Origin of the sequence: Actinacidiphila oryziradicis, assembly GCF_005047355.1 — a bacterium.
Classification (GTDB): domain Bacteria; phylum Actinomycetota; class Actinomycetes; order Streptomycetales; family Streptomycetaceae; genus Actinacidiphila; species Actinacidiphila oryziradicis.
Genome location: NZ_SUMC01000064.1, coordinates 16,104 through 38,778 on the forward strand (window position 1 = coordinate 16,104; position 22,675 = coordinate 38,778).

Annotated in this window: 23 protein-coding genes and 6 pseudogenes; 12 read left to right on the forward strand and 17 right to left on the reverse strand. The window is 68.9% G+C overall.

The annotated features are described in order from the left end of the window. Nucleotides 1–93 precede the first annotated feature (93 nt). Nucleotides 94–231, reverse strand: coding sequence for a hypothetical protein (locus FCI23_RS60740; protein ID WP_246144501.1), 138 nt, complete (start codon nucleotides 229–231; stop codon nucleotides 94–96). Between FCI23_RS60740 and FCI23_RS38960 the strand changes: the two are divergent. After that, a pseudogene (locus tag FCI23_RS38960) lies at nucleotides 200–705 on the forward strand (zinc-binding dehydrogenase). The gene FCI23_RS60740 and the pseudogene FCI23_RS38960 overlap by 32 nt on opposite strands. A 141-nt stretch (nucleotides 706–846) precedes the next feature. On the opposite strand, the gene egtC reads toward FCI23_RS38960, so the two are convergent. The 6 genes and pseudogenes from egtC to FCI23_RS38995 all read right to left on the reverse strand — a co-directional run. Then, nucleotides 847–1,626, reverse strand: a complete 780-nt coding sequence (gene egtC / locus FCI23_RS38970; protein WP_136728891.1) for an ergothioneine biosynthesis protein EgtC — start codon at nucleotides 1,624–1,626, stop codon at nucleotides 847–849. Continuing rightward, a complete protein-coding gene (egtB, locus tag FCI23_RS38975; protein ID WP_136728892.1) occupies nucleotides 1,626–2,942 on the reverse strand; it encodes an ergothioneine biosynthesis protein EgtB in 1,317 nt (438 codons plus the stop codon). The genes egtC and egtB overlap by 1 nt, the downstream gene beginning before the upstream one ends. After that, nucleotides 2,939–4,339 (reverse strand): ergothioneine biosynthesis glutamate--cysteine ligase EgtA, encoded by a 1,401-nt coding sequence (gene egtA / locus FCI23_RS38980; protein WP_136728893.1) that lies wholly within the window; start codon nucleotides 4,337–4,339, stop codon nucleotides 2,939–2,941. The genes egtB and egtA overlap by 4 nt, the downstream gene beginning before the upstream one ends. A gap of 93 nt (nucleotides 4,340–4,432) precedes the next feature. After that, the gene (locus tag FCI23_RS38985; protein ID WP_136728894.1) at nucleotides 4,433–5,920 is read right to left on the reverse strand and encodes a dihydrolipoyl dehydrogenase family protein; all 1,488 of its coding nucleotides are present in this window, start codon (nucleotides 5,918–5,920) and stop codon (nucleotides 4,433–4,435) included. 1 nt (nucleotide 5,921) lies between these two features. Next, entirely contained in the window at nucleotides 5,922–6,482 is a 561-nt protein-coding gene (locus FCI23_RS38990) for a DUF308 domain-containing protein (protein WP_136728895.1), read from the reverse strand. A gap of 346 nt (nucleotides 6,483–6,828) precedes the next feature. Next, nucleotides 6,829–7,681, reverse strand: a pseudogene (locus FCI23_RS38995) (IS110 family RNA-guided transposase); the annotation flags it as partial. Nucleotides 7,682–8,089: 408 nt separating this feature from the next. Between FCI23_RS38995 and FCI23_RS64670 the strand changes: the two are divergent. Then, nucleotides 8,090–8,307 (forward strand): annotated as a pseudogene (locus tag FCI23_RS64670) (IS701 family transposase); the annotation flags it as partial. An 88-nt stretch (nucleotides 8,308–8,395) separates the two neighbouring features. On the opposite strand, the gene FCI23_RS39000 reads toward FCI23_RS64670, so the two are convergent. The 4 genes and pseudogenes from FCI23_RS39000 to FCI23_RS39020 form a co-directional block, all read right to left on the reverse strand. Next, nucleotides 8,396–8,809 (reverse strand): organic hydroperoxide resistance protein, encoded by a 414-nt coding sequence (locus tag FCI23_RS39000; RefSeq protein WP_136728896.1) that lies wholly within the window; start codon nucleotides 8,807–8,809, stop codon nucleotides 8,396–8,398. Between the two features lie 542 nt (nucleotides 8,810–9,351). Then, nucleotides 9,352–9,825: a cupin domain-containing protein gene (locus FCI23_RS39005; RefSeq protein WP_136728897.1), complete on the reverse strand. Its 474-nt coding sequence runs from the start codon at nucleotides 9,823–9,825 to the stop codon at nucleotides 9,352–9,354. After that, nucleotides 9,825–10,142: pseudogene (locus tag FCI23_RS39010) on the reverse strand (site-specific integrase); the annotation flags it as partial. The pseudogene FCI23_RS39010 and the gene FCI23_RS39005, both read right to left, overlap by 1 nt. A 733-nt stretch (nucleotides 10,143–10,875) precedes the next feature. Then, complete coding sequence (locus FCI23_RS39020) at nucleotides 10,876–11,808, reverse strand: alpha/beta hydrolase (protein ID WP_136728898.1); 933 nt, start codon at nucleotides 11,806–11,808, stop codon at nucleotides 10,876–10,878. 111 nt (nucleotides 11,809–11,919) lie between these two features. Here FCI23_RS39020 and FCI23_RS39025 point away from each other — a divergent pair, with 111 nt between their 5' ends. The 5 genes from FCI23_RS39025 (at nucleotide 11,920) to FCI23_RS39040 (ending at nucleotide 14,795) form a co-directional block, all read left to right on the forward strand. Beyond that, a complete protein-coding gene (locus FCI23_RS39025) occupies nucleotides 11,920–12,336 on the forward strand; it encodes a MarR family winged helix-turn-helix transcriptional regulator (protein ID WP_136728899.1) in 417 nt (138 codons plus the stop codon). A gap of 300 nt (nucleotides 12,337–12,636) precedes the next feature. Then, on the forward strand, nucleotides 12,637–13,233 hold the full coding sequence (locus FCI23_RS58605; protein ID WP_211265654.1) for a hypothetical protein: 597 nt from the start codon (nucleotides 12,637–12,639) through the stop codon (nucleotides 13,231–13,233). After that, nucleotides 13,166–13,909 carry a group II intron maturase-specific domain-containing protein gene (locus tag FCI23_RS39035; protein ID WP_211265655.1) on the forward strand — a complete coding sequence of 248 codons (744 nt, stop codon included), beginning with the start codon at nucleotides 13,166–13,168 and terminating at the stop codon, nucleotides 13,907–13,909. The genes FCI23_RS58605 and FCI23_RS39035 overlap by 68 nt, the downstream gene beginning before the upstream one ends. 185 nt (nucleotides 13,910–14,094) lie before the next feature. Further along, a complete protein-coding gene (locus FCI23_RS62625; RefSeq protein WP_265737802.1) occupies nucleotides 14,095–14,223 on the forward strand; it encodes a hypothetical protein in 129 nt (42 codons plus the stop codon). A gap of 254 nt (nucleotides 14,224–14,477) precedes the next feature. Then, nucleotides 14,478–14,795: a DUF427 domain-containing protein gene (locus FCI23_RS39040; protein WP_136728913.1), complete on the forward strand. Its 318-nt coding sequence runs from the start codon at nucleotides 14,478–14,480 to the stop codon at nucleotides 14,793–14,795. Between the two features lie 401 nt (nucleotides 14,796–15,196). On the opposite strand, the gene FCI23_RS39045 is transcribed toward FCI23_RS39040, so the two are convergent. Beyond that, nucleotides 15,197–15,796, reverse strand: coding sequence for a TetR/AcrR family transcriptional regulator (locus FCI23_RS39045; RefSeq protein ID WP_136728900.1), 600 nt, complete (start codon nucleotides 15,794–15,796; stop codon nucleotides 15,197–15,199). A gap of 126 nt (nucleotides 15,797–15,922) precedes the next feature. Between FCI23_RS39045 and FCI23_RS39050 the strand changes: the two genes are divergently transcribed. The 3 genes and pseudogenes from FCI23_RS39050 to FCI23_RS39060 form a co-directional block, all read left to right on the forward strand. Next, nucleotides 15,923–16,315, forward strand: coding sequence for an ester cyclase (locus FCI23_RS39050; protein ID WP_136728901.1), 393 nt, complete (start codon nucleotides 15,923–15,925; stop codon nucleotides 16,313–16,315). A gap of 173 nt (nucleotides 16,316–16,488) precedes the next feature. After that, a complete protein-coding gene (locus tag FCI23_RS58610; protein WP_136728902.1) occupies nucleotides 16,489–16,944 on the forward strand; it encodes a hypothetical protein in 456 nt (151 codons plus the stop codon). Between the two features lie 17 nt (nucleotides 16,945–16,961). Then, nucleotides 16,962–17,435: pseudogene (locus FCI23_RS39060) on the forward strand (alanine racemase); the annotation flags it as partial. Between the two features lie 299 nt (nucleotides 17,436–17,734). Here FCI23_RS39060 and FCI23_RS39070 read toward each other — a convergent pair. Continuing rightward, on the reverse strand, nucleotides 17,735–17,938 hold the full coding sequence (locus FCI23_RS39070; protein ID WP_136728903.1) for a zinc finger domain-containing protein: 204 nt from the start codon (nucleotides 17,936–17,938) through the stop codon (nucleotides 17,735–17,737). 302 nt (nucleotides 17,939–18,240) lie between these two features. Next, entirely contained in the window at nucleotides 18,241–19,182 is a 942-nt protein-coding gene (locus FCI23_RS39075; protein ID WP_136728904.1) for a helix-turn-helix domain-containing protein, read from the reverse strand. Between the two features lie 38 nt (nucleotides 19,183–19,220). Between FCI23_RS39075 and FCI23_RS39080 the strand changes: the two genes are divergently transcribed. Together FCI23_RS39080 and FCI23_RS39085 are read left to right on the forward strand one after the other, a co-directional pair. Next, a complete protein-coding gene (locus FCI23_RS39080; protein ID WP_136728905.1) occupies nucleotides 19,221–20,045 on the forward strand; it encodes an alpha/beta fold hydrolase in 825 nt (274 codons plus the stop codon). Nucleotides 20,046–20,245: 200 nt separating this feature from the next. Then, nucleotides 20,246–20,524: pseudogene (locus FCI23_RS39085) on the forward strand (DSD1 family PLP-dependent enzyme); the annotation flags it as partial. Between the two features lie 163 nt (nucleotides 20,525–20,687). Here FCI23_RS39085 and FCI23_RS39090 read toward each other — a convergent pair. The 3 genes from FCI23_RS39090 to FCI23_RS39100 all read right to left on the reverse strand — a co-directional run bounded on the left by FCI23_RS39090 (nucleotide 20,688) and on the right by FCI23_RS39100 (nucleotide 22,507). Next, on the reverse strand, nucleotides 20,688–21,134 hold the full coding sequence (locus FCI23_RS39090; protein ID WP_136728906.1) for a GlcG/HbpS family heme-binding protein: 447 nt from the start codon (nucleotides 21,132–21,134) through the stop codon (nucleotides 20,688–20,690). A 62-nt stretch (nucleotides 21,135–21,196) separates the two neighbouring features. Next, entirely contained in the window at nucleotides 21,197–21,517 is a 321-nt protein-coding gene (locus FCI23_RS39095) for an NIPSNAP family protein (protein ID WP_136728907.1), read from the reverse strand. A 27-nt stretch (nucleotides 21,518–21,544) separates the two neighbouring features. Continuing rightward, on the reverse strand, nucleotides 21,545–22,507 hold the full coding sequence (locus FCI23_RS39100; RefSeq protein WP_136728908.1) for an NADP-dependent oxidoreductase: 963 nt from the start codon (nucleotides 22,505–22,507) through the stop codon (nucleotides 21,545–21,547). Nucleotides 22,508–22,675 lie beyond the last annotated feature (168 nt).

Below are 22,675 nucleotides of genomic sequence, written 5' to 3' on the forward strand. Positions count from 1 at the left end.
AGCGACCCGCGAGGCGGGCGGGAGCGAGGAGAACACGAGCGGCATGAGGGACCTGGGCGACATGAGCGAGCGGACGACGCGCGCGGTCACGATTCAGGAGTTCGGCGGGGCCGAGGTGCTGACCACGCGGCGGGTCGCACGCCCGGAGCCGCCGCCGACCGAGGTGCTGGTGCGTGTGCACGCGGCCGGGGTCAACCCGGTGGACTGGAAGACCCGGGAGGGCCAGGGCATGGCCGCCCTTCAGAGGATGCCGCTGATCCTGGGCCGGGACGTCTCCGGTGCCGCGGAGGAGGCCGGCTTCGGCGTCACCACGCTGGGCGCGGACGAGACCATCGAATACACCCGGCAGCGGTTCGAGGACGTCACGGGCAAGGTCGACATCGTCCTCGATCTCGTCGGCGGCCTGGACGCCACCGACGTGCGGTCGGTGTCCGTGCCCGGGCCCGGCGGCCTGGTCGTCTCCCGAGCGGGGCCTCCGGCGCCCTGGCCGCCCCGGGCGCGCGGACGGATGTGCGCACCAGCGGGCTGCTGGTCGAGCCGGACGCGACCGCTCTGGCGACGATCGCTGGCCTCGTCGACTCCGGCACGGTCCGCGTCGAGGTCGAGGTCGAGCGGACCTTCCCCCTGGAACAGGCCGCCGAGGCACACCAACTGGGCGAAGCCAGTGGCACCCGCGGCAAGCTCGTACTGGAGGTGGCACGGTGACCTCGACGACGACCGCGCGCGTGCCAACGACGCCCGCAAGTACGACGACGACCGCCCTCGTGTCGGGCGGCACCGGAGCCAGGGGCACCCGTGTGGTGCACGCCCTGGCCGCATGGCCGGGCGGTACCACCGTGCGGATGCTCACCCGGATCCCGGCCTCGGCCCGGGCCCGAGCCCTGGCTTGAGCGGGGTGAGCAGCACGTCCGTGCGGCTCGCGGTCAGCAGGGTGCGGTCGGGGACCTCGCGCCAGTGCGGATCGTCGTCGTACGGCTCGGAGGCCACGACGTTGCCGCCGCCCGGCCGGGCGAGGTACCAGAGCGAGTCGCCCCACGCGGTCGCGGCGATCGTGTCGCCCTGGGCGAGCATCAGGTTGAGCCGGGATCTGGGGGCCGCCGCGGCGACCTCCAGCACGGTGCCGGCCAGGGCCTGCCCCTCGTCGTTCCCGGCCCGCAGCCGTGCGAGCACCAGGGCCCACACGAACGCGGAGTCACTGCGGGCCTCGAGCGACAGCACGTCCTCGGGCGGCAGGGTCATGACGATCGGCGCCAGCGTGCCCGGCCAGCCCCGCACGGCCCCGTTGTGGCTGAACAGCCACTCCCCCGCGGCGAACGGCGCCGCCGCGGCCTCGCCGTCCGCCCCCGGCAGGGTCGCGTCCCGCACGGCCGCGAGCAGCGCCGTGGTGCGGACGGCGCGGGCGAGATCGGCGAACGACGGATCGCCCCAGATCGGCCCCGCCCTGCGGTACCGGGCCGGCACCGGGTCCCCCGGCGCGTACCAGCCCACCCCGAAACCATCCGCGTTGACCGTCCCGTACCGCTGGCACCGGGGCGCCCACGACTGGCCGTACAGCCCGTGCGGCGGGTCCACGAGGAGCCGGCCGAGCGACTCCTCGGGACCCACGTACGCGATATGACGGCACATCAGAGGATCACCGAGCGGGCCGTGCGGAACCCGGAGAAGATCTGCCGCCGGATAGGATGGTCCCAGTTGCGGAACGTGCCCCGGCAGGCCACCGCGTCCACCGCGAACGAACCGCCGCGCAGCACCTTGTATCCGGTGCCGAAGAACACCTCCGAGTACTCCTTGTACGGGAACGCCCTGAACCCCGGGTAGGGCAGGAAGTCGCTGGACGTCCACTCCCACACGTCGCCGATCAGCTGACGCACGCCGAGCGGCGACTCACCGGCCGGATAGCTGCCGGCGGGCGCGGGCCGCAGGTGACGCTGACCGAGGTTGGCGTGTTCCGGTCCGGGGTCGGCGTCGCCCCAGGGGTAGCGCGTCGAGCGGTCACCGGCCGGATCGTGCCGGGCGGCCTTCTCCCATTCGGCCTCGGTGGGCAGCCGTCGCCCGGCCCAACGGGCGTATGCGTCCGCCTCGTACCAGCACACGTGCAGCACCGGCTCGTCGGGCGGCACGGCCTCGGTCGCGCCGAAGCGGCGCCGCAGCCACTGCCCGCCGTCCCGGCGCCAGAACAGCGGCGCGGTGATGGAGTTCTGGCGGATGTGGGCCCAGCCCTCCGCGCTCCACCAGCGCGGCTCGTTGTAACCGCCGTCCTCGATGAACGCCTGGTAAGCCGCGTTCGTCACCGGCGTCGTGTCGATGTGGAACGGCTCCACCTCGCGCCGATGCGCCGGACGTTCGTTGTCCAGCGCCCACGGCTCGTGGGAGGTTCCCATGGTGAACGGGCCGCCGGGGACGAGCACTTCGGACGGACCGGTGAACAACGGTACGGGCTGAGGGTCCAGGGCCGTCAGAGCCGGCGGCCCGCTGCGCAGCTGGTGGGTGATCAGCATCGTCTCGTCGTGCTGCTGCTCGTGCTGGGCGACCATCCCGAAGGCGAATCCCGCCTCGGTCAGGCGCTCGCCGTGGAACGCGGTGCTCTCCAGCACGTCCAGCGCCCGGCCGCGCACGTCCCGGGCGTAGCGGCGGGCTTCCTCGGGAGGCAGCAGCGGCAGCTTCGGCCGCTCGGCACGCGGATGCTCGAAGGCGTCGTAGATGCTGTCGATCTCGGGCCGTATCGCTTCCTGCCCGCCGACGGCACGCAGCAGCCACTGTTCCTCCTGGTTGCCTATGTGGGCGAGGTCCCACACCAGCGGCGACATCAGCGGTGAGTGCTGCGCGGTGAGATCGGGCTCCTCGACACATTCGGTCAGCAGGGTGGTCCGCTCGCGCGCGGTGACCAGCGAGGCGGCCGCGCGCTCGCGCAGGGCTTCGGCGTCGAGGGCTGGGTCGGTCATGAGGAGGTGTCCTTTCCGTGCGGATGCGCTCCGTTCGCGTACGAGCCGGGAGCACGGTGCGTGCTGCGAGCGCTGTGCATGCTGCGAGCGCTGTGCGTGCTGGGGTAGTGCGTGCCGGGTGCGCCGTCGGCTCCGGCACTCACGGCGTCGAGCAGGTCGTCGGCCGGACAGCGTCCGCGTGCGACATAGCGGTTCTGGTACGTCGCCACCGCGTCCACGACCTCGGTCGTGGCGCCGAGCCGCGGCAGGGCCCGCAGCGCCGCCGCGAAGCAGGCGGCGGCCACCTCCCTCAGCTCCGGGTCGGCCAAGCCGTCGCAGGCCGCGTCCCGCCACAGCGGGTTGTGCGGCGCGGGCACGCCACGGGTCCGTTCGGCCAGCGGCTTCACCGCCCGGTAGGCCGTCTCGGCGGCCTCCGGGTCGTCGAACAGCGCCGCCGTCACGGCCAGCGGGACGATCCAGCCGTCGTCCCCGGGCTGCGCGTCGATCATGCGCAGCTCCAGGTGCCCGCGCGGCCTCACGGGCGGGAACAGCGTCGTGAGGTGGTAGTCGAGGTCCTCCCGGGTCGGGGGCCTCGGCGTCGGCTCGCGGGTCCACTCCCGCATGGTCAGGTCCTCCGGTACGTCCCAGGGCCCGCCGTCCCGGCGTACGCACATCACCGGGGCGTCCAGGACATGCCGGGCCCAGGTGGCGCGCGGGTCGGAGTCCAGCGGGGGGCCGCCCGCCCGGCCGGGGCCGATCTGTGCCCACCGCAGTTGCCGGGTGGACCGCCAGCCGGTGGGCCGGCCGCCGGCCAGCGGCGAGTTGGCGAACGCGGCCACCAGGACCGCGCCCAGATGGTGCGCCAGCCACCAGCGACGTACATGACCGAGGGGTCCGGGCTCCTCGTGCCCGGCGTCCACGCACACCTGCACGGACGCGGAGGCGCACATCATGAAGCGCCCGGCGGGGCCGGTGCGGTCGAGGCAGGCCTCCATGGCGTCGTAGCGCGGCTGCCGCAGAAAGCGGCGCGGTTCCTGCCAGGGCTCGTGGCCCAGGCCCACCAGGCCGAGACCGTCCTCGCGCAGCACGGCGCGGACGGCGTCGAGGTCGGCGGAGACGGTCCGGACGCATTCCGTCAGCGAGGTGGCGGGGAGCGAACTCAGCTCCAGCTGGCCGCCGGGTTCGACGGTCAGCGCCGACCTCAGGGGCACGGCCCGCAGCGCGGTGTACACCGCCCGCAGCCGCTGGGGTGACACCGCCCGCCGTGGCGCCCGCAGCTCATGGACGAGCCATTCCACCTCGACACCGAGACGCCGCGGCGGACCGGTCTTGAAGCAGATGCCCCGCACCAGCTCCTCTGCCTCAGCCTCACCGACCCCGGCAGGGGGCCGGGTACAGCCGTCAACCGGATCGGGCATATCGGGATCCTCCTTCAGGAAAGTGCGTCGGCCGGCCGCGAACGGCCGGGTAGTCGCTGCCGCTCTCTTGTCCCGTCGTGGTGGTGGGGTGGGTCAGTGGCCGTAGGTTTCGAGGAGGCGTAGCCAGATTTCGCTGATGGTGGGGAAGGCGGGTACTGCGTGCCAGAGGCGGTTGAGGGGGATTTCGCCGACGATGGCGATGGTGGCGGCGTGGAGGAGTTCCGCGGTGTCGGGTCCGGCGAGGGTGAAGCCGATGATGGTGTGTCGGTCCTCGTCGATGATCATGCGGGCGTGGCCTTGGTATCCGTCGGTGTGGAGGGCGGATCCGGCGATGGTGCCGAGGTCGTAGTCGATGACGCGGGTGTGGAGTCCGGCGGCCTGGGCCGCGGCGGCGGTCAGTCCCACGGATGCGATCTCCGGTTCGGTGAAGACTACTTGGGGCACCGCGCGCTCGTCGGCGGTGGCCGTGTGGCGGCCCCAGGGGCTGTCGTCGACCGGTTCGCCGGTGGCGCGTGCCACGATGACGTCGCCCACGGCGCGGGCCTGGTACTTGCCCTGGTGGGTGAGGAGCGCGCGGTGGTTGACGTCTCCGGCGGCATACAGCCATCCGCCGGCCGGCGGCGTCCCGTTGTCGGTGAGGACGCGCAGGGTGTCGTCGACGGTGAGCCAGGAGCCGGGTGTCAGGCCGAGGGTGTCCAGGCCGATGTCGCGGGTGTTGGGGGTACGGCCGGTGGCGACGAGGATTTCGTCGGCTTCGATGTGCTCGCCGGTGGTGAGGGTGATGTGGACCGTGCCGTCGCCGTCGCGTTTCACAGCCTCGGTCTGCGCGCCGGGGCGTACCGAGGCGCCGGCTTCGCGCAGTGCGGCGGTGACCCGCTCGCCGGCGAAGGGTTCGGCGTGGGGCAGGACGCCGTCGCGGGCCAGCACGGTGACGGAAGATCCCAGGGCGGTGTAGGCGGTGGCCATCTCGGAGGCCACGACGCCGCCGCCGATGACGGCGAGCCGGCCGGGGACCGCTGTCGCGGCGGCCGCTTCCCGGCTGGTCCACGGCACTGTCTCGCGCAGGCCGGGGATGTCCGGCAGCAGCGCGCTGGTGCCGGTCGCGATCACGACCGCGTGCCGCGCGGCCAGCGAGGTCACACTGCCCGCCTCATCGGTGACCTCGACACGCCGCTCGGCGGTGATGCGCCCCTGACCCCGGTACAGCGCGATCCCCACCGAATCGAGCCAGGCCGCCTGCCCGTCGTCCTTCCAGTGCGAGGCGACCGAGTCACGCCGGCGCAGCACGGCCGTGACGTCCAGGTCACCGGTCACCGCCTCGCGTGCTCCCGGCACCCGACGGGCCGCCCGCAGCGCGGCCGCGCTGCGCAGCAGTGCCTTGGTCGGCATGCAGGCCCAGTAGGAGCACTCGCCCCCGACCAGTTCCCGCTCGACGACGGCGACACTCAGCCCGCCGTGCACCACCCGGTCGGCGACGTTCTCCCCGACCGGACCCGCACCGATCACGACCACGTCATACGTGTGCGCGGCCGTGTCGGCGTCAGCCGTGCGGGCAGCCGTGCCAGTCGTGTGGGCGGTCATGTCAGTTCTCCTTGGTGGTGCGGCCCAGGCGCAGGGCGGAGAGGAGGAAGAAGATGCCGCCCGGGACGGCGTAGCCGACCGCGCTGGTGAGCGCGGGATCGTCGGCGCCGGCCGAGGCGACGAACGACGCCCCGGCCAGCACCGAAATGGCGCCGCTGATGATCATCGGCCACTGGCCGCCCAGCTTGCGGCGGGGCACCGCCACGATCAGCTGGACCAGCCCGGACACGATCGCCCAGGCCCCCCACACCCGCAGCACCGCCGGAATACCCGACGCACAGGCGACACCCACGCCCACGGCCGCGACCAGACTGACCGCCATGTTCACATACAGCAGCACCGGCGATCCCGTGGTGCGCGACGACCTCGCGTCGACGACGGCCGCACCCACGTCGAACAGCGGATACAGCACCAGCAGCACAGCCGCGACCGGACTGATCTCCTCCGCCATCGTGAACATCACAAGCGCCCACACGATGGCGAACGCGAACCGCACGAAATACAGCCGGCGCAACGCGGACGCCGTCCCGGTGATACCTGATGGAGCAGCAACAGCGCTCACAATGATCCCTTTCGGTTTTCCGTGGATACACGGAGGAGAAACACGCGCAGGAGAAGACAGTCCGGCAGGTCCAGCGCTCGCATGACGCCCTGTGGGCCATCGGCAACCAACCCCGCGAGACCGAACGTTCTGCACCCCAGACTGGCAAGACTACCGCCACTTGTCAAGACCGAACGTTCTACCCCCATTAAAGCGCCACACACGACACAACAACACCGAAAGACGGCCGTCCGACACGCGGTCCCGGCTGCTCCGCGCGGTCGACCGGGGTCCTGCTGCGGAGCGGGTCGGGGCCTGAAGAACATCTGTGTCAGACTGTGCGTTTAGAGTTCGTCAGCCCTGGTGGGCGACCTGCACCCCTCCGGCTCAAGGGGAGGGCCGGTCGCTTGTAACGTGCCTGGAGGTAGGAGTCCTTGGTGCGTGCCTCGCCGAACGCGGCCATTCCCAACGCGCCCTTCAGGTAGGCGTTTCCGGGACGGACCCGGGTGCTCCTGACCCTGCCGGCCGATTCGTGGTGTCCGGGGCACGGTCCGGCCCAGGAGGCCAGGTTCTTGACCGAGGCGAACCGGGTCATGTCACCCCCGGTCTCGGCCAAGATCACCTCGGCCACCGCCCGGTTCACCCCCGGGATCGTGTCCAGCAGGTCCAGCACCGGCCGGAAAGGGGCCATCGTCTCCTCGACGCGTGGTGCTTGCGGAAGTGACCGGTCAGTGCCTGACCCAGCTCGGGGATCTTGCTGCGCATGCGGCGCTTGGCGAGTTCGGCCGGAACCTGCGGATCGCGCTGGCCGTCGATCAGGGCCTGGAGCATGGCGCGGCTGGAGACCCCCATGAGGTCGAGACGACGGCGGACAGCGTGATGCCCGCATCCTCCAGCAGTTTCTCCAGCCGCTGCACGACCTGGGCGCGCTCACGGGTGAGCTGGGTGCGGGCCCGGGTGAGGTCCCGTAGCTCACGGACCGGCTGCGGCGGGACGAAAGAGGCCCTCACCAGGCCGTGGGAGCCGAGTTGGGCCAGCCAGGCCGCGTCGGAGACGTCGGTCTTCCGGCCGGGCAGGTTCTTCACTTGGCGGGAGTTGACCAGAACGACGTTCAGCTCCTCGGCCAGCAGGTAGTGGAAGGGCTTCCAGTAGTCGCCCGTCGCCTCGATCACCACCAGGGAGACGCCCGCGCCGAGAAGGTGTTCGCGCAGGTCGAGGATGTTCACGACCTCCCGCAGATCACAGGAGCCCGGGTCCCCGGTCGCCGACCGCGCCACCCGCGCCTGCTTCCACCCGGTGATCAGCTGTTCGATCAACGCCCGCTGCTCGTCGGTCAAGTCGGTTGCGTACGGCATCCGTTCCATGCCCGCGACACCATCATGTGCACGACATGACACGAGGAGGGAACCGTCCCACCACCCACGAACGAGCGGCACCAGATCATCCGGAACAGGATTTAACGCCCTCTTGGGACTTCAGTCTGGTTTTGTGATCTTGCGTTACGGACCGGCTGGGAACGGGAACGGCCACCGCCTGATCATCGGGGTTTTGTGGACTCCTGAAGATCGTGCCGTGGACGCAGGCCATAGCGCGGACCCGGCCCTTGGCGGGCGATGTTTGACCAGGTCATGGAGCGGATCGCGGTCCGGCTCGGGCGCGTTGAGCCCCGGGCCGCGGCCCGCGCTTACCTGCTCGGGCCACTGTCGCCTGTCGAGCGGAAGAGCTGCTGGCAGTTGGCCGAGCAGGCCAGTCATACCCGCCCCGGACCGATGCGGCGCCTCCTTCGGGAAGCCCGCTGGTAACCGATGCCGACCGTGACGGCCTGCGTGCCCACGTCGTCAACCACCATCGACAAGCAGCCAGGTCGGTGTGTTCCCCGCGTGCGCCGCCGGGCCCTGATCAGTCGGGCCAGCTCGGGACAGAGAGCTGTGAAGTTACTCGACGACGAGCTGGACCGGGACGTTGCCGCGAATGGCGTTGGAGTACGGGCAGACCTGGTGCGCCTGTTCGACGAGCTCCACGCCAGTCCCGCGGTCGACACTGCCGGGCAGCGTGATCCGCAGGACGACGGCGAGTGCGAGGCCCTCACCCTCCTTGCCGATCGACACCTCACCGGTCACGGTGGCGTTGGAGAGGTCCACGCGGGCCTGCCGGCCCGTGATGCCGAGTGCGCTGGCGAAGCACGCCGCATAGCCGGCGGCGAAGAGCTGCTCGGGATTGTTCCCCTCGCCGCTACCGCCCAGTTCCTTCGGCATCGCGAGCTGAAGGTCCAGGGAACCGTCCGCGAGAACGGCACGACCATCACGACCATGGGTTGCGGTCGCGACCGCGGTATAGAGCGTGTTCATGAGTAATACATCCTTCTATGACGGGTTTTGACGGCCGGCACCGCTGCTATGACGTGCGGGGCCTACCGCCAGGGAGTGTGCCGAGGCCGCCATACCCGGCGTCAACGCGCAAGGTTGTTGCCGGGTGATCGTGCGTGGCGTACCAGGACAAACCACGGGCCTGGGGGCAGGGAGGCGCTGGGACAGGCCCGTGGGGATGAGGGACAGAACGTTCGTTCTTGTTCAAGAAGCATGCGCGAAGAGAACCCCGACGTCAACACCGAACGTTCTCCTCCGACATGAGTCGGGCAGGTCCACGAGGCGGACCACCACGAGGCGGCAAGGTGCCGGAGGCGCATGTACGTGATTGCTGAGCCGAGGGTGCGGGCGGCGGTGAAGCGTGACCCTGCTCAGGTGACGGCGCTCCTCGACGAGTCCTGCAGGTGAGGTTCGCCTCGGCCGGTGGCGAGCGGCGGCGGGAACGATGCCGTCGCTCGTGCCTGTGACGACGGTGGTTCTGGTCGGGTTCGTCGAACGTTCCCCTTGTAACGGTCTGACGCTGGTCAGTCGAAGGTGTAGTTGTACTTGCCGGCGACCGCCGCCATTGCCGTCACGTCCGCTTCGGTCAGCGGGGGCCCCACTATTCCGCGTAGGCCCGGCGTTCCGATTTCCTGGAACATTCCGTCCATGCCGCCCGGCGTGTAGAGGAAGTACATACGGGCGGGCTTCGTTCCACTGCTGTTCCTGAAAGAATGGCGGACCCCCTTCGGGACGTACACCACACCTCCTGGCTCCACCTCGTACTGGTCGTCACCTGCCTCGATCGTGAGGTGACCGTCCATCAGGATGAACGTCTCCGATTCGCCGTGGTGGGTGTGCGGAGGCGGACCGGCATCGGCGGGTACCACCGCCTCGACGAGAGAAAGTTCTCCGTTCGTCTCGTTCGACGAGATCAGCGTCGTGTAGGTGTCCCCGACGAGGAAGACGGGTTTTCCCTGGTCCGCGGGGACATGGAGGGGAGGAAGGAGGAGTGACATGTGTGCTGGTCGAGCAGCGCGCGGGCCTGCCCGTACGACAGCCGCGCCAGCCCGGTGTCCGGGCACACATCGCGCGGCGCGACCACCTTGCCGGGCCCCGGTCGGCGGTGGGTGACGAACACCGGTCCGCGGGTACGGCCGCGCAGCAGCCGGGGCAGGAGTCGGGCGGTGCCGGCGTCCCAGTAGACCGTCTCCAGCACGAAGTCCTCCCGCGCCCGGCCGCCCCGGCGCCGGGCGGCGGCGCCCTTGGCCTTCACCGGCGCCCGGCGGCCCGCGAGGTCGAGGTCCTCGATGTTCACCCCGAGGATCTCCTCGGCCCACCGCGGTGCTCGGCGGGCCGGACGCCGGCTCGCGGCGCGGCTGGGCGGTGCTGGCCCGCTCCGGGATGGCTGCCTGGCTTCTCGCGGTGGCGGCGGTCCCGGCGGCGGTGCCTCCTGCTCGCCGGACCGGCCCGCCGGCGGTGGGCGGGGAGTTGGTGGCCGGGGAGTTGGTGCAGGTGCTCGTGCAGATGGTGAGTTGGCGCTGCCGGTGTAGCCCACCTCCCGGATTTTCCAAAAGAGTTGGGCGACGGGAACGGTGGGGGCGGCCTGGCGCCGTTCGCGGAGGTGGCCGCGGTAGGTGTCCACGAGGGTGGGCCCGGTAGGGCGGGCGACGCGCAGGGCGAAGTCGTCCACGCTGCTCACCCGCGGGAGGGCCTGCTTGGGTAGCGGCAGGCACCGGAGTTGGCGCAGCGTGGTACTGCGGGAAACGGCCAGCAGGCCGGCAAGACGGGCGGGCGTCGACCGGCACGTCCGTCACCGACCGGCTGTGGTATCCATGCGCCTTCTCCGTCGGCGTCCCGCACACCGGACAAGGCACCGCGTCCGCCCGGGTGCGAGCCGTGACCACCACTGCGTCACCGCCGTCCGTCACATCCTCGACGACCAGCGCCGACAATCCAGAAAACGCCTCCATCACAAGTGAGTTGACGTCCATCACAAGACCATGATCACGGACGAGTACTCGACGTCACCACCGACTGCCAGTCAGAGCCGAACGTGTTTCAGCCCCTCAAAGGTTGTTCGAGTAGAAGTTGACGAGCCGGTCGACGGCGGCGTCGACGTACTCGGGCTCGTCGTACATCTCGTAGTGGCCGGCGCCCTCGATCACCATCAGGTCGACCGGGTTGGGGGCCAGCTTCCACAACTGCATGCCTGACTCGTAGGAGCCGGTGTTGCCGACGCGTCCGGCGAGGATGACCTGCAGAGGCTGGGTCATGAGCTGATCGACCAGGTGGTACGCGTCGTAGCCCAGCAGCAGCGAGTCTCCGCGGGAGAGGCGGCGGTTCGTCGAGTGTTCGTTCCTGCCCCGCTCGGTGCGGTAGTAGGTGATCGCCTGGGTCGTGTCGATGTCGGTCAGCCCGGCTGCCGCGGCTTCCTCCAAGGTGTCGGGCAGCCAGTTCACGCGGGCGAGCTCACCGGAGCGGGACTCCTCGACGCGCGCGTCGGCCATGCGGTCGAGCGCGGCCGCCGCGCCGTCCGGCTGGAAGCCGCGGAACGACGTGCCCATGTTGCCGGGGACAACCGTGCCGACCGCCTTGATGCGGTGGTCCGTGCGGGCGGTGTGCACCGCGTAGCCGCCGCCGGCGCAGATACCGAGGACGCCGATGCGTTCCGGGTCGATGCCGGGGATCGTGCTGAGCGCGTCGATCGCGTAGGAGATGTCCTCGCCGCGGCGGTAGGGGTCCTCGAGGTCGCGGGGCTCGCCGCCGCTTTGACCCTGATGGGCGGGGTCGAACACGAGCGCCGCGATGCCGCGCGCGGCGAGGCGGGACGCGTAGTTCGCGCCGATCTGCTCCTTCACGCTGCTGCCGGGGGTGGAGAGCACCACGGTGCGCATCGAAGTCGCCTCGTCGGTGGCGTCGGTGGCGGCGGTGCTGTCGGACAGGTAGAGGTCGGCTGCGAGTTCGATCGGGCCGCGCGGGATCGTGATGCGCTGAAGCATGGGGCCACCCTTCATGAGATGTTTGTTCCGTAGCTATTCAGTACAAAATGAACTCTAGTATAGTTTCGTACTAGTTCGGAACTGTACCACCTGGATGGACGGAGTGCTCGCGTGACGGTCGACGGGGCGCAGTTGTGGACGCTGAACCAGAGACTGCTGAGTGTCGTGATGGACGCCTGCAGCGGGGATCTGGCCGAGCTCGGGGTGGAGACGAAGGAGTTCTTCGTCTTGGCCGAGGTGGCCGCGTCGCCGTACCCTGCCGAGATCGCGGCGGCATTGATGATTCCCAAGGCGAGCGTGACGGTGTACGTCCGCAACCTCGTCGCCAAGGGATTCATGCGGCGCGAGATCGACGACGAGGACCTGCGGCGCCATCGGCTCACGCTGACCGCCGAGGGCAAAGAGGCGCGGGACCGCGCGCTCTCCGCGCTCGCGGCGGAGTACGACCGCAGGCTGGCGAGGATCACCCCCCAAGACCGCACCGAGCTGCGGCGCATCCTTCAGGAGATGCTCAAGTCGCCGGAATGAGGCCATGGCGACGAGCGGTCGGCCTCGGAAACCGTTGTCCAACTTCCCCCATGGCGGGGGTCCACCGAGGAGGACCGCACGAGGGCCAAGGGCTTCGTCGTACGCGCCGGCATGGTCGTCTGCGCCGGCCTGCCCCCGGCGTCAAGGTGGGCAGCCGTCCCGGGATCTCCCTGCATGTGGACCTGACGGAGGTGGAGTTGGGGGTCGACGACACCAACAAGAGGTGGCACAAGTAGGAGTTGGCCGCCCACCGCTCCACAGCACACCGCCGCTGAAGGCGGCCGGCTCAAGCCGTCGGCTGTGACCTCGTTCCCGCACCGGCCGGAGCTGGCGGCTGAGGTGCTGGGCGGGCTCGGGATGCAGCTTTATCCGGAGAGGTCCGGCATCGTGTGCCTTACTCGGGGCGGACAGGGCAAAGCCACCGCAGCGATCACCCGCATGATCGAAGCGTTCCAGGAACAGCTGGTCACCATCGACGAACTGCGGGCCCGGATGCCCGACCTGCGTGCGCGAGAGAGCAACCTGCGCAGCCAACTCCACGCGCTGGAAGCCCAGCTCGCCGACCGCGATGCCTACCTCAAGCTCGCCGACAACCTCGAAGGCTTCCTCGCCCAGCTCCGCGAAAACGCCGGGACAGCCGAGGTTCCCGAGCGCCAGCGCGTCCTGCGGCTCCTCGTCAAGGACGTTCTCGTCGGCCCCGAGAAGATCACCATCCGGCACCGTATCCCCGTATGCGAGGGCGCCGCCGACGACCAGCATCAAGATCGAGACGCTACGGAGGGTGACTCATGCCCGGGTTACCCATTGCGTTGGGGGCGTGGTCTCACCGTTGCTTGCCAATATCACTCTGGCACTGGACGAACACTTCGACCAGCTATGGCGTCAGGAGATGGCTAATGATAAGCAACGGCGTCAGCGCAGGAATAAAGGTCTCGGCAATTGGCGACTCGTCCGTTACTGCGATGATTTCGTTCTGATGGTGTTCGGAGAACGCCATCACGCCGAGGCGCTGCGCGGGGAAGTGTCAGCCGTGCTCGCCCCGCTGGGACTGCGGTTGGCACCGGAGAAGACCCAGGTGGTCCAGTTGGATGAGGGCTTCACGTTCCTCGGGTTCGACATCCGCCGGATGCGCAAGCCAGGAACCAGCAAGCACTACGTCTACACCAAGCCGTCCAAGAAGGCTGTCCAGTCGATCAAGGACAAGGTGAAGGCCAAGACGTACAGGTCGACCCGCTATCAGGACCTAGGCGAGTTGATCGCCGACGTAAACAGGTCCCTGGTGGGGTGGGCAAACTACTTCCGGCACGGGGTGTCCAAGGCGACTTTCAGCGCGGTCGATTCCTTTGTATGGGGTCGGCTCATGCGCTGGACACGCGCCAAGTACGCGGGCAAAACCCGGCTGTCCATGAAGGAACTCCGTCGTCGCTTCTGCGACCAGGGGTGGAGATTCGCCTACAACGGGGTCGTTTTCACCGGCGCGGCCAGCGTCGAAGTGACCCGCTACCGCTATCGCGGTCGCAACATTCCGACCCCATGGACTGCCAGACCGGCAGCAGTCGTCACCGGCAGCTGACCAACGGGTAAGACACGTGGAGCGCCCGGTGCGGTGAGAGCCGCACGCCGGGTGCGGCGAGCGGGTCGGGGAAACGGGCTGACCGCAAGGCCGGTACCGCGCCCCGGCCCGACTCAACCGGGGCGTTCTTCAAGTCGGCCCTGTATCCCCTCCTGGAACGCATCAACGCCTACCTGATGCGGTGGATGCGCAAGAAGTTCAAACGACTGCGGGGACGGACGAAAGCCCAGGCCGCGTGGAACCAGGCGGTCGTAAGACGGCCACGGTTCTTCGCCCACTGGACCTGGATCACCTACGTCCCCCGGGTCTGGTGACCAGAACGACAAGAGCCGTGTAACGGGCGACTGTTAAGCACGGTTCTGTGAGGGCCGGGGGCTGCGATGCCCCCGGCTACTCGGCGGTCTAGCGCTCGTCCAGGTCGGCAGCGGAGAGGAGAGCGCAGATGTTCACGGGGCAACCCTACATTTTCGCACCGGCGGGAAGAACCTGGCTTCCGGTCGTGTTGCCCTCAGATCAGAACGACCGACTACCAAGGAGGACGATTGTGACCGAGGGACTCCCCAGGCGCATGGGACACCGCATCACCGTCGAGCCGAGCGACCGCTACGTGCGCGCGGTGCGGGGAGGTCTGGTGCTGGCGGAGAGCGACGGGGCATTGGTGCTCCGCGAGACGGGCTGTCCCGACGCGTACTACATCCCGCCCCAGGACGTACACCTCGATCTGCTGACCCCGTCTGACACGCACACGCACTGCCCCTTCAAGGGGGACGCGTCGTACTGGTCGCTGCCGGACGCGCCGGACCTGGTCTGGGCATACCCGGACCCGAAACCGGAGGTGGCGGAGATCAAGGATCACCTCTGCTTCTACGAGGTGGAGGTGTCCTGAGCGATGCATTGCGTGCCGTGGGGCAGTCAGCACCGGTACGGATGAGCAGACTGTCACACGCAACTGCACGCGCATCTCCTACGAACGCAGCGCTCAGGGACTGACGGTCGTGTCGGTGAGCGGCCCGACGTCCACGGGCGCCGGGCTCGCGCCCTGGCGGCCGAACTGTCGGACCATTTCGACATCACTGTGCACAACCGCCGGGGCGGTGGAGGGAGTGGCGACCTATGAGTTGCCGCCAACTTGACGTCCCAGGTCAATGGGCTGATGTGATTGGTTCTCGGGGTACTCGTGCTGGTCGTGGGCGGGAGTCCACGAAGAAGATCATCTGTCAGCGGTTAGCTTCGAGGTTCGTCAGGACGAGCAGAGCGCGCAGGACTCATTTTCAAGGGCCTGCACCGTCAGGCCGGTGGCCAGTTCTGTAGAGCTGCGTCGGCCACCTGTTGCAGGTCCTCGCATGTCGCGCCGCCGGCTGCCTGTACGGCCACGCCGTTCGCGATCGTCATGACGTAGCGGGCGATCTTTTCCGGGTCAGCGCCGGCGGGCAGGTCGCCCACCTGGACGGCCTGCCGGAACCGGTCGCGGAGCAGCGCCTGGCCGTGGGCACGCCACTCAGCCAGGGTGTCGCGGGCGACTCGTCCGGTCTCGCCGGTGGCCAGTGCGCCCTGGACACCGAGGCAGCCGGCGGGGAGTCCGGGCAGTGTGGTGGCGCGGACCGAGCCGACGAGGAAGGCCATGGCGACCTCGCGGGCGGTGGGTGCCTGCAGCGCCTCGGCGACGTAGGCACCGGGCCCTTCCGCGTAGCGCTGCAATGCCTTGCGGAACAGGTCCTCCTTGTTGCCGTAGGCCGCGTACAGGCTCTTGCGGGAGATACCCATGGCCTCGGTCAGGTCGGTGAGGCTGGCACCTTCGTAACCCTGCGCCCAGAAGACCATCAGTGCCTTCTCGAGCGCCGCCTCGGCGTCGAACGCTCGTGGGCGGCCGATCTGTGACGTGCGCATCGCCACATCCTACAGCTTTGACACCGATCGGTGCTGAACTGATACAGTCGCATTCTGCACCGATCGGTGCGGAAGTTTGAACAGTTCAGAGCCGCTCTTTACGGCACAGAGGAAAAGAGGAACACCGTGACCGAGAGTGATCTGCGTGACTGGTACATGCGCTACGCCGAGGCGCTCAACGCCCACGAGTTCGACCGCATGGACGAGTTCATCGACGACCAGGTGCTGCTCGGCGGCCAGCTCGGCACCCGCGACGACGTCGTCACGGTCCTGAAGGGCATCGCCGACGCCGTTCCGGACATTCGCTGGGAGGTCGACGAACTGCTGATCGACCGGGACGGCATCGCCGTGCGCGCCATCAACACCGGCACCCCTACGAAGGAGTGGCTCGGTGTCCCAGCCTCCGGCGCCTCGTTCAAGATCGTCGAGTACGCCATCTACAAGGTCCGTGACGGCCGATTCGTCCAGATGACGAACCTGCACGACTCGGCCGAGATGCTCCGGCAGCTGACCGCCTGACCGCCGAGAGGCTCTGGCTGATCCGCCGACTAGCCAGAGCCTCCCCGGGCGGTCGGTAGTCCCGATCACCGGGACGCATTGGAATGCTCAGTACGGTGAGCGCGTGGGTAACGCCGCCGTCGGTTCGCTGGTTCCTTCCCATGGCGGTCGAACGGCCTTCTACGATCCGACGCATGCTGGATCCCGAACTCCTGGAACAGATCACCGCACGCCGTGCGGAACTGGACGGACTCGAAGAACAGCTGGCCAAACAGCTGGCGCAGGTGCGGGCCGAGCGGGACGAACTTGCCGTCGCCGAACGTGTCCTTGAGCGGGTGAGCGAGCAGCTCGCCGACGAGCGCGCCTCGGCCGCGCCAGCACCCGGGCAGGTGGGCGGACGGCCGGTGATGCTGATCCCGCACGGCACGCCGGATGTGGAGGAGACCGTGCTCCCGCCGGACTACCAGCGCATCCTCGCCGCTGTACGGCAAGCCGCCGGACCGGTCATGGCCCGGCAGGTTGGCGAGATGCTGGGAGTCGACGTCACCCAGCGGGCCAAGCTGGAACCGCTGCGTGGGAGGCTGGTCAGACTCGTTGATCGCGGATGGCTGCGGAAACTACCCGACGGCCGCTTCACCACCCGCCTGTGACCGGGGACGCCATCACGCAGATCGAGATCGACTGCGACGGCCACCGCGGCGGTCTCAAGCCCGACGCTCCCGAGCTCACCGCGATCGGCCGGGTCCTGCACGACGCTCGCTGCCTGGACGGCGTGCTCGCCCACGCAGGCGAGTCTTGCTTCGCCTTCTCCACCGAGGATCAACGGCTGGCGGCGAAGAACGAACGCGACACCGCCGCCGAGAGCCTGCGCGCGGCCGGACTCCCCGTGGACACGGTGAGCGTCGGGTCCACACCAACAGCCCACGCTGCCGAGGACCTCACCGGGGTCACCGAACTGCGCGCCGGCAACTACGTGTTCTTCGATCTGGTGATGGCCGGTCTCGGCGTGTGCCAGCTGGACGACCTCGCCCTGTCGATCGTCGTCACCGTCATCGGCCACCGCCCCGAGTACGGCTGGATCATCACCGATGGCGGCCGGATGGCCATGTCCCGCGACCGCGGCACCGCCAACCAACCCCAAACAGCACCGGGCCCAAAACCAGAATGAACTGGCCGCCGAGAACCGCCGGTTCTTCCGCAGACGCCAACGTCAGCCGCATATCGTCCGCGGCTACTTCGGCGGTCCTACGTCCGTTACATCCTGGACGAGAACCCCACGAGTCTCTGATCAATAGAGAAGACCTTGTGGCGGTAGGCCGCGTGGAGTGCTTCGAGCTGACTCGCCGGCTCATGGCGGGCGGTCGAGGTGCGGGCGTACCCGATGAGGATGGGCTTCGAGTCGCGCTGTGCGGGTATGGCGGCCGGCGCCGGTCCCTGCTTTCACACGCGTCGGGGGCCCCGGTCGGCGGGGCCGAGGACTTCGAGTTCCTCGCGCAGCACGGCGATGAGGACGAAGCGCGGTGTGTGGTACTTCGTCGCGGTCTTCCCGCCGCGCGTGCGGCAGGCACTCCCGGCGGGCGCCTCGCACTTCGGGCAGCCGTTGCGTTCTACCGCGTTTGCGGCTTGATCGGGCGTCAGATCCATACGATCAGCGGGTCAGAAGTGTCTCGCAGAACGCCTTGGATTTGAGAAGACTTCTGCGAACGGCCAGCTTGCGGAAAAGGATCGCGGTCCGGGGCCCTCGCAGAACTCGCACAGATGGTCATTTCTGAATCACCGAGCGTCATCCCAGGTGAACAGCTGACTCCTATGCAGTCACGGAGGCCCGACCGGCCACGCGCCAGACGGCACCACCCGGCAGGTAGACGATTCCCCAGAAGGACGACCGAGGCGCCAGTCGGGTGATGAGTCAGCCCCCCGAGCGGTGCCATGGTCAATCCTCGCTGTCAGGCGGTGGTCGCGCGCCAGCGGGTCGGGCTCGTGCCGGTCGCACGGCGGAACGACGCCGCGAAGTGGGACGGGGTAGCGAACCCGCACCGGTAGCCGATCTCGGTCACCGGGAGGGCGGTGGTGGCCAGGAGTCGTTTGGCCTCGGTGATGCGCAAGGTGATGAGATGGTTCCACGGTGACTGCCCGGTGGCCTCCCGGACGACCTGCGCCAGGCGGGCTTCGCCGACACCGGTCAGAGCGGCGAGTTCCCGCAGGGACGTGTTCCTCCCGACGGCGTCGCGGAACACGCTGAGCACGCGCGGGGTCAGTTCGTCCACGGCGAGGGACGTCGCGGCGTACCGAGTGAGCACGTGCATGGCCAGGAACGCGGCGGCCGAGTGAACGTAGGCTTCGACGGCACTGGAGCGCCCCGCATCCAGCAGCGCGTGGGTGGTGGCGACGATGAGGGCGTCGGATAGGTAGGGGGTGTCGCGGAGCGTCATCGCGCGGTGGCCGAGGCCGAGTTCTCTTGCAGCCGTGCGCATCGCGTCGTGCGGGAGCAGCATGTGGGCTGTCGTCAGCGGGTCAGGGCCCAGCACACGCCAGCGATACCGGGTGGCCCGCCCCGGCGAGATGAGCGCCACGGTGCCGGGCCGGTACTCCGCGCCGGACCACCCCTGCCCGTCCCAGGACTCGAGGAACGCCTCGCCACCGGTCACCACCACGATGCAGTATGCGTCGGCCACGGGCGCCAGGGTGTCGGCGACGACGGGATCGTGGACCTGCTCGTTGAGGACGAGCGACTTCCAACCCGTCATCGCGTCGCTGGCGAACAGCGGCGATGTGACGTCCGCGAGGCCGGGTACGGGCTTGTCGCGCATGGCCTGCCTTTCCAGGATCACGACACTGCCCGGAGCGGATCGCGACAGCCGTTCGTGCTCACCTTTGGTTGAGTTCAAGCATCTCAAGATCTACCAGAAGGACGAGAGGACGTCTCATGCGTACCATGCTGCTGGTTCACGGTGCCTGGCACGGGAGTTGGTGCTGGGCCCCGGTGACGGCGCACCTGGCCGCCCGTGGCGTACCGTCGGTCGCCGTGGACCTTCTCGGGCACGGGCTGAACGGCAGCGCACCGGCCGCCCGGTGGGCGCGTCCGTTCGACCCGGCTGCGTTCGCCGCTGCACCGTCACCGGTCGCTGGCATCACCACAGACGCCGCCGCCGGCGCGCTCGTCGATCAAATTCGGCTGGTCGGCGGCGGTGAGCCGTGCGTCGTGGTCGCACACAGCGTGGGTGGGGTGATCGCCACCGCGGCGGCCGAGTTGGCCCCCGACTTGTTCGCCCACCTGGTCTACGTCAGCGCATACGTCCCGATTACGGCATCGGTGGCGGAACTGTTCACCAGCAGCGAGGCCGCCGGTGAGCTGGTCTCCGGCTTGTTCGTCGCCGATCCGGCCGCGATTGGCGCGCTGCGTCACGACCCCGGAGATCCCGAGCGCCGGAAGGGGCTGCGCGAAGCCTTGTACGGTGATGTCGATGTCACCACAGCCGACGCCGCCATCGCGCTGCTGGACACCGAATCTCCCGTGCACTTCCCCGCAGAGAAGGTGGCGGTGACTCGGGGACGTTACGGCGGTGTTCCCCATACGTATGTCGTCTGCGCCAAGGACCGGGCGATCCCCGAGCCGCTGCAACGTCGCTTCGTCCGTGACGTCGACGCCGTATCCTCCGCGGCGACCCGGGTCATCGCGCTCGACACGTCCCACTCGCCCTTCCTGTCCCGGCCGGAAGAGCTCGCGCAGGCTGTCACCACGGCCTGGTGATTCGCAGGCAAGTGTCAGCCTCGATCCACCGTGTGAATTCTGATCACGGGTGTCGGGTGGGTTGCGGGTGTTTCTTCGGCATGCGGGCGGTGGTGATCGCCGGGTGACCGTCCAATGCGAGGTCTTCAGCTACGGACACGCTGCGTCACCACCCGCCGAGCCCACGGACACCTCCGCACCGCTCAACTTTGAAGACCCACCAACCCACAGATCAGGGCTACGGTCTCGTCACCGACCTCGACGGTACCCTCATCCCTCATCTGGTTATGAGCGCCGCCAGCCAGGAGCACGGCACACTCACCGCCCGTGACGGCACCGCCCTGCCCGACCTGCCCATCGGCACCCGCCTCCGCATCCTGCTCAACCACGCCTGCGCCACCGCCGCCCAGCACCACGGCTACCACGTCATCGACAGCAGCCGGCCCGCCCTCGACGCACCCGCCGTGCAGGCCGTCTGGGACCGTGTCAGCGGCTGGTAAGCACTTTTGACGTCCTCCTGGTCGAAAAGCCTGCCCGAGACAGCTGAACTTCGCAGTTAGGTTCGCCCCAACTGGCCGATGACAAGATCGACTCGGACCGCGACCGGGGACGCCAGCGTTCTGACTTGCGTCTTTGAGCAGGGCTTGCAGGTGTCGAGTCCGGTCAGTGAGCGGGCAACTCGAACCCGAGAGTGGCCAGGGCCTCCTCGGCAGCCTGCATATCCTGCTCGTAGCTGCCACCGGAGATGCCGAGACCCCCGACACACCGGCCGTTGTCGATGATCGGGTAGCCGCCGCCCACGGCCATCACACGCGGGTGGCCGGTCAGCGGCGAGACTCGCTGGTCGGCCAGGAATTCGTTCCACACGTGGGTGGGGCGGTGGAACGACGCCGCGGTCCATGCCTTGTCCAGGGCGACCTCGGCGGTGAGGAAGGGCGCGTCGTCGGCACGGTCGAATGCCTTCAAATGCCCGCCCTGGTCGGTGACGGCGACGGCTGCCGTGAAGCCGATTCGGACAGCAGCGGCGTTCACCTCATCGATGAGTGCGCGGGCGGCCACCTGGGTGACCGAAGAGGCTTGAACCGTTCTTTCTGGCATATCAGTGCTCATCAGAAACTTCCCTCGTGGCTGTGCAGTGGCCAGGCGATGGTCGAATCCTCGTAGGCGCGGGTTCAGCGCAATGGGGAGGCGGGGGTGGGACTCACACGAGTGACGACCGTCTTCTCGGGGATCAGCAGGCCGTTGACGATCGGACCGATCTCGTTCTTCCACCGGTCGCTCTGGTAGACGGCCGCGTACAGGGCCTCGCTGTTCGACTCGTCCTCGAACCGGCGCATCCACACGTAGCCGTCCTCGTCCTGGTCGTCGATGAACGAGCCGGTCACGTTCATACCCTGCGCGGTCTGGAACGGGATGATCACCTCTTCCATGTACCGGACCCACTCCTCGCGGCGTCCGGGCTGGGATTGATAGCGGCGGATTTCGTAATACATAATGCTGCTCCGGGACAGGTGCGAAAGTCAGTCGGTGACGGTGAGAACGAGCTTGCCGCGGGTGCGGTTGGTCTCGCCCAGGCGGTGGGCCTCTGCGGCCTGTTCCAGTGCGAAGGAGCGCTCCACCTCGATGCTGACCTTGCCGGAGTCGACCAGACCGGCGATCGTCGTCAGGGCGGCGGAGTCCGGCTCCACCAGAAACGGGCTGGTGCGCACCCCGGCCTGCGCGGCCACGGTGGCAAGCCGCTCCGAAACACCGGCGGGAATCGCGACGACCAGGCCGCCGGGACGGGTCACCGACACAGACCGTGCATCGGTGTCGTCCTGGGCGCCGATCAAGTCGATGACGACGTCGACGTCGCCAGTAACGTCCTCGAACCGCTGCTGGGTGTAGTCGATTACCTCGTCCGCACCCAGTTCCTTGAGCCAGGCGTGCCGGGGTTCGCGGGCAGTCGCCACCACCTCGGCGCCGAGGTGCCTGGCGAACTGCACCGCTAGGTGCCCGACGCCGCCGGCCGCCGCGTGCACGAGCACGCGCTGCCCGGCCTTCACACCGGCGGTGTCGACCAATGCCTGCCACGCGGTGAGCGCGGCGAGAGGCAGGACTGCGGCCTCGACGTGACCGATCGAGGCCGGCTTACGGGCGAAGTGGCGGGAGGGCGCCGTAACGAACTCGGCGTACGCACCGGCAGCCCTCGGGAACCAGGGCATGCCGTAGACCTCGTCGCCGGGCGCGAGCGTGGTGACGCCGAAGCCAACCTCCTCAACGACGCCGGAGACGTCCCAGCCCAGGATCAGCGGCATCGTCTGCAGCCCGGCCATCCCCTGGCCCGCACGGGTCTTCCAGTCCACCGGGTTGATCCCGGCGGCGTGCACACGCACCAGAACCTCGGTCGGCAGCGGCTCTGGCCGGGCAACCTGCTCGGCTGTCAGCACCTCCGGCCCGCCGAACTCCCTGATGGTGACGGCACGCATGGTGTGCTCACTCATGTTTCCTCGCTCATGTCCGTTACGTGTGTTCTCTCGCCGGACCGCGGCCCGGCGAGATCCACTCTGGCGTGCGCCCACGGCGGCGAGTGAGTGGCCTGATGGACACCTGTCGTACCATTCCGGCCATGCCGCATCGTGTTGCTGCTCTCGCTCTCGACGGAGTCCTGC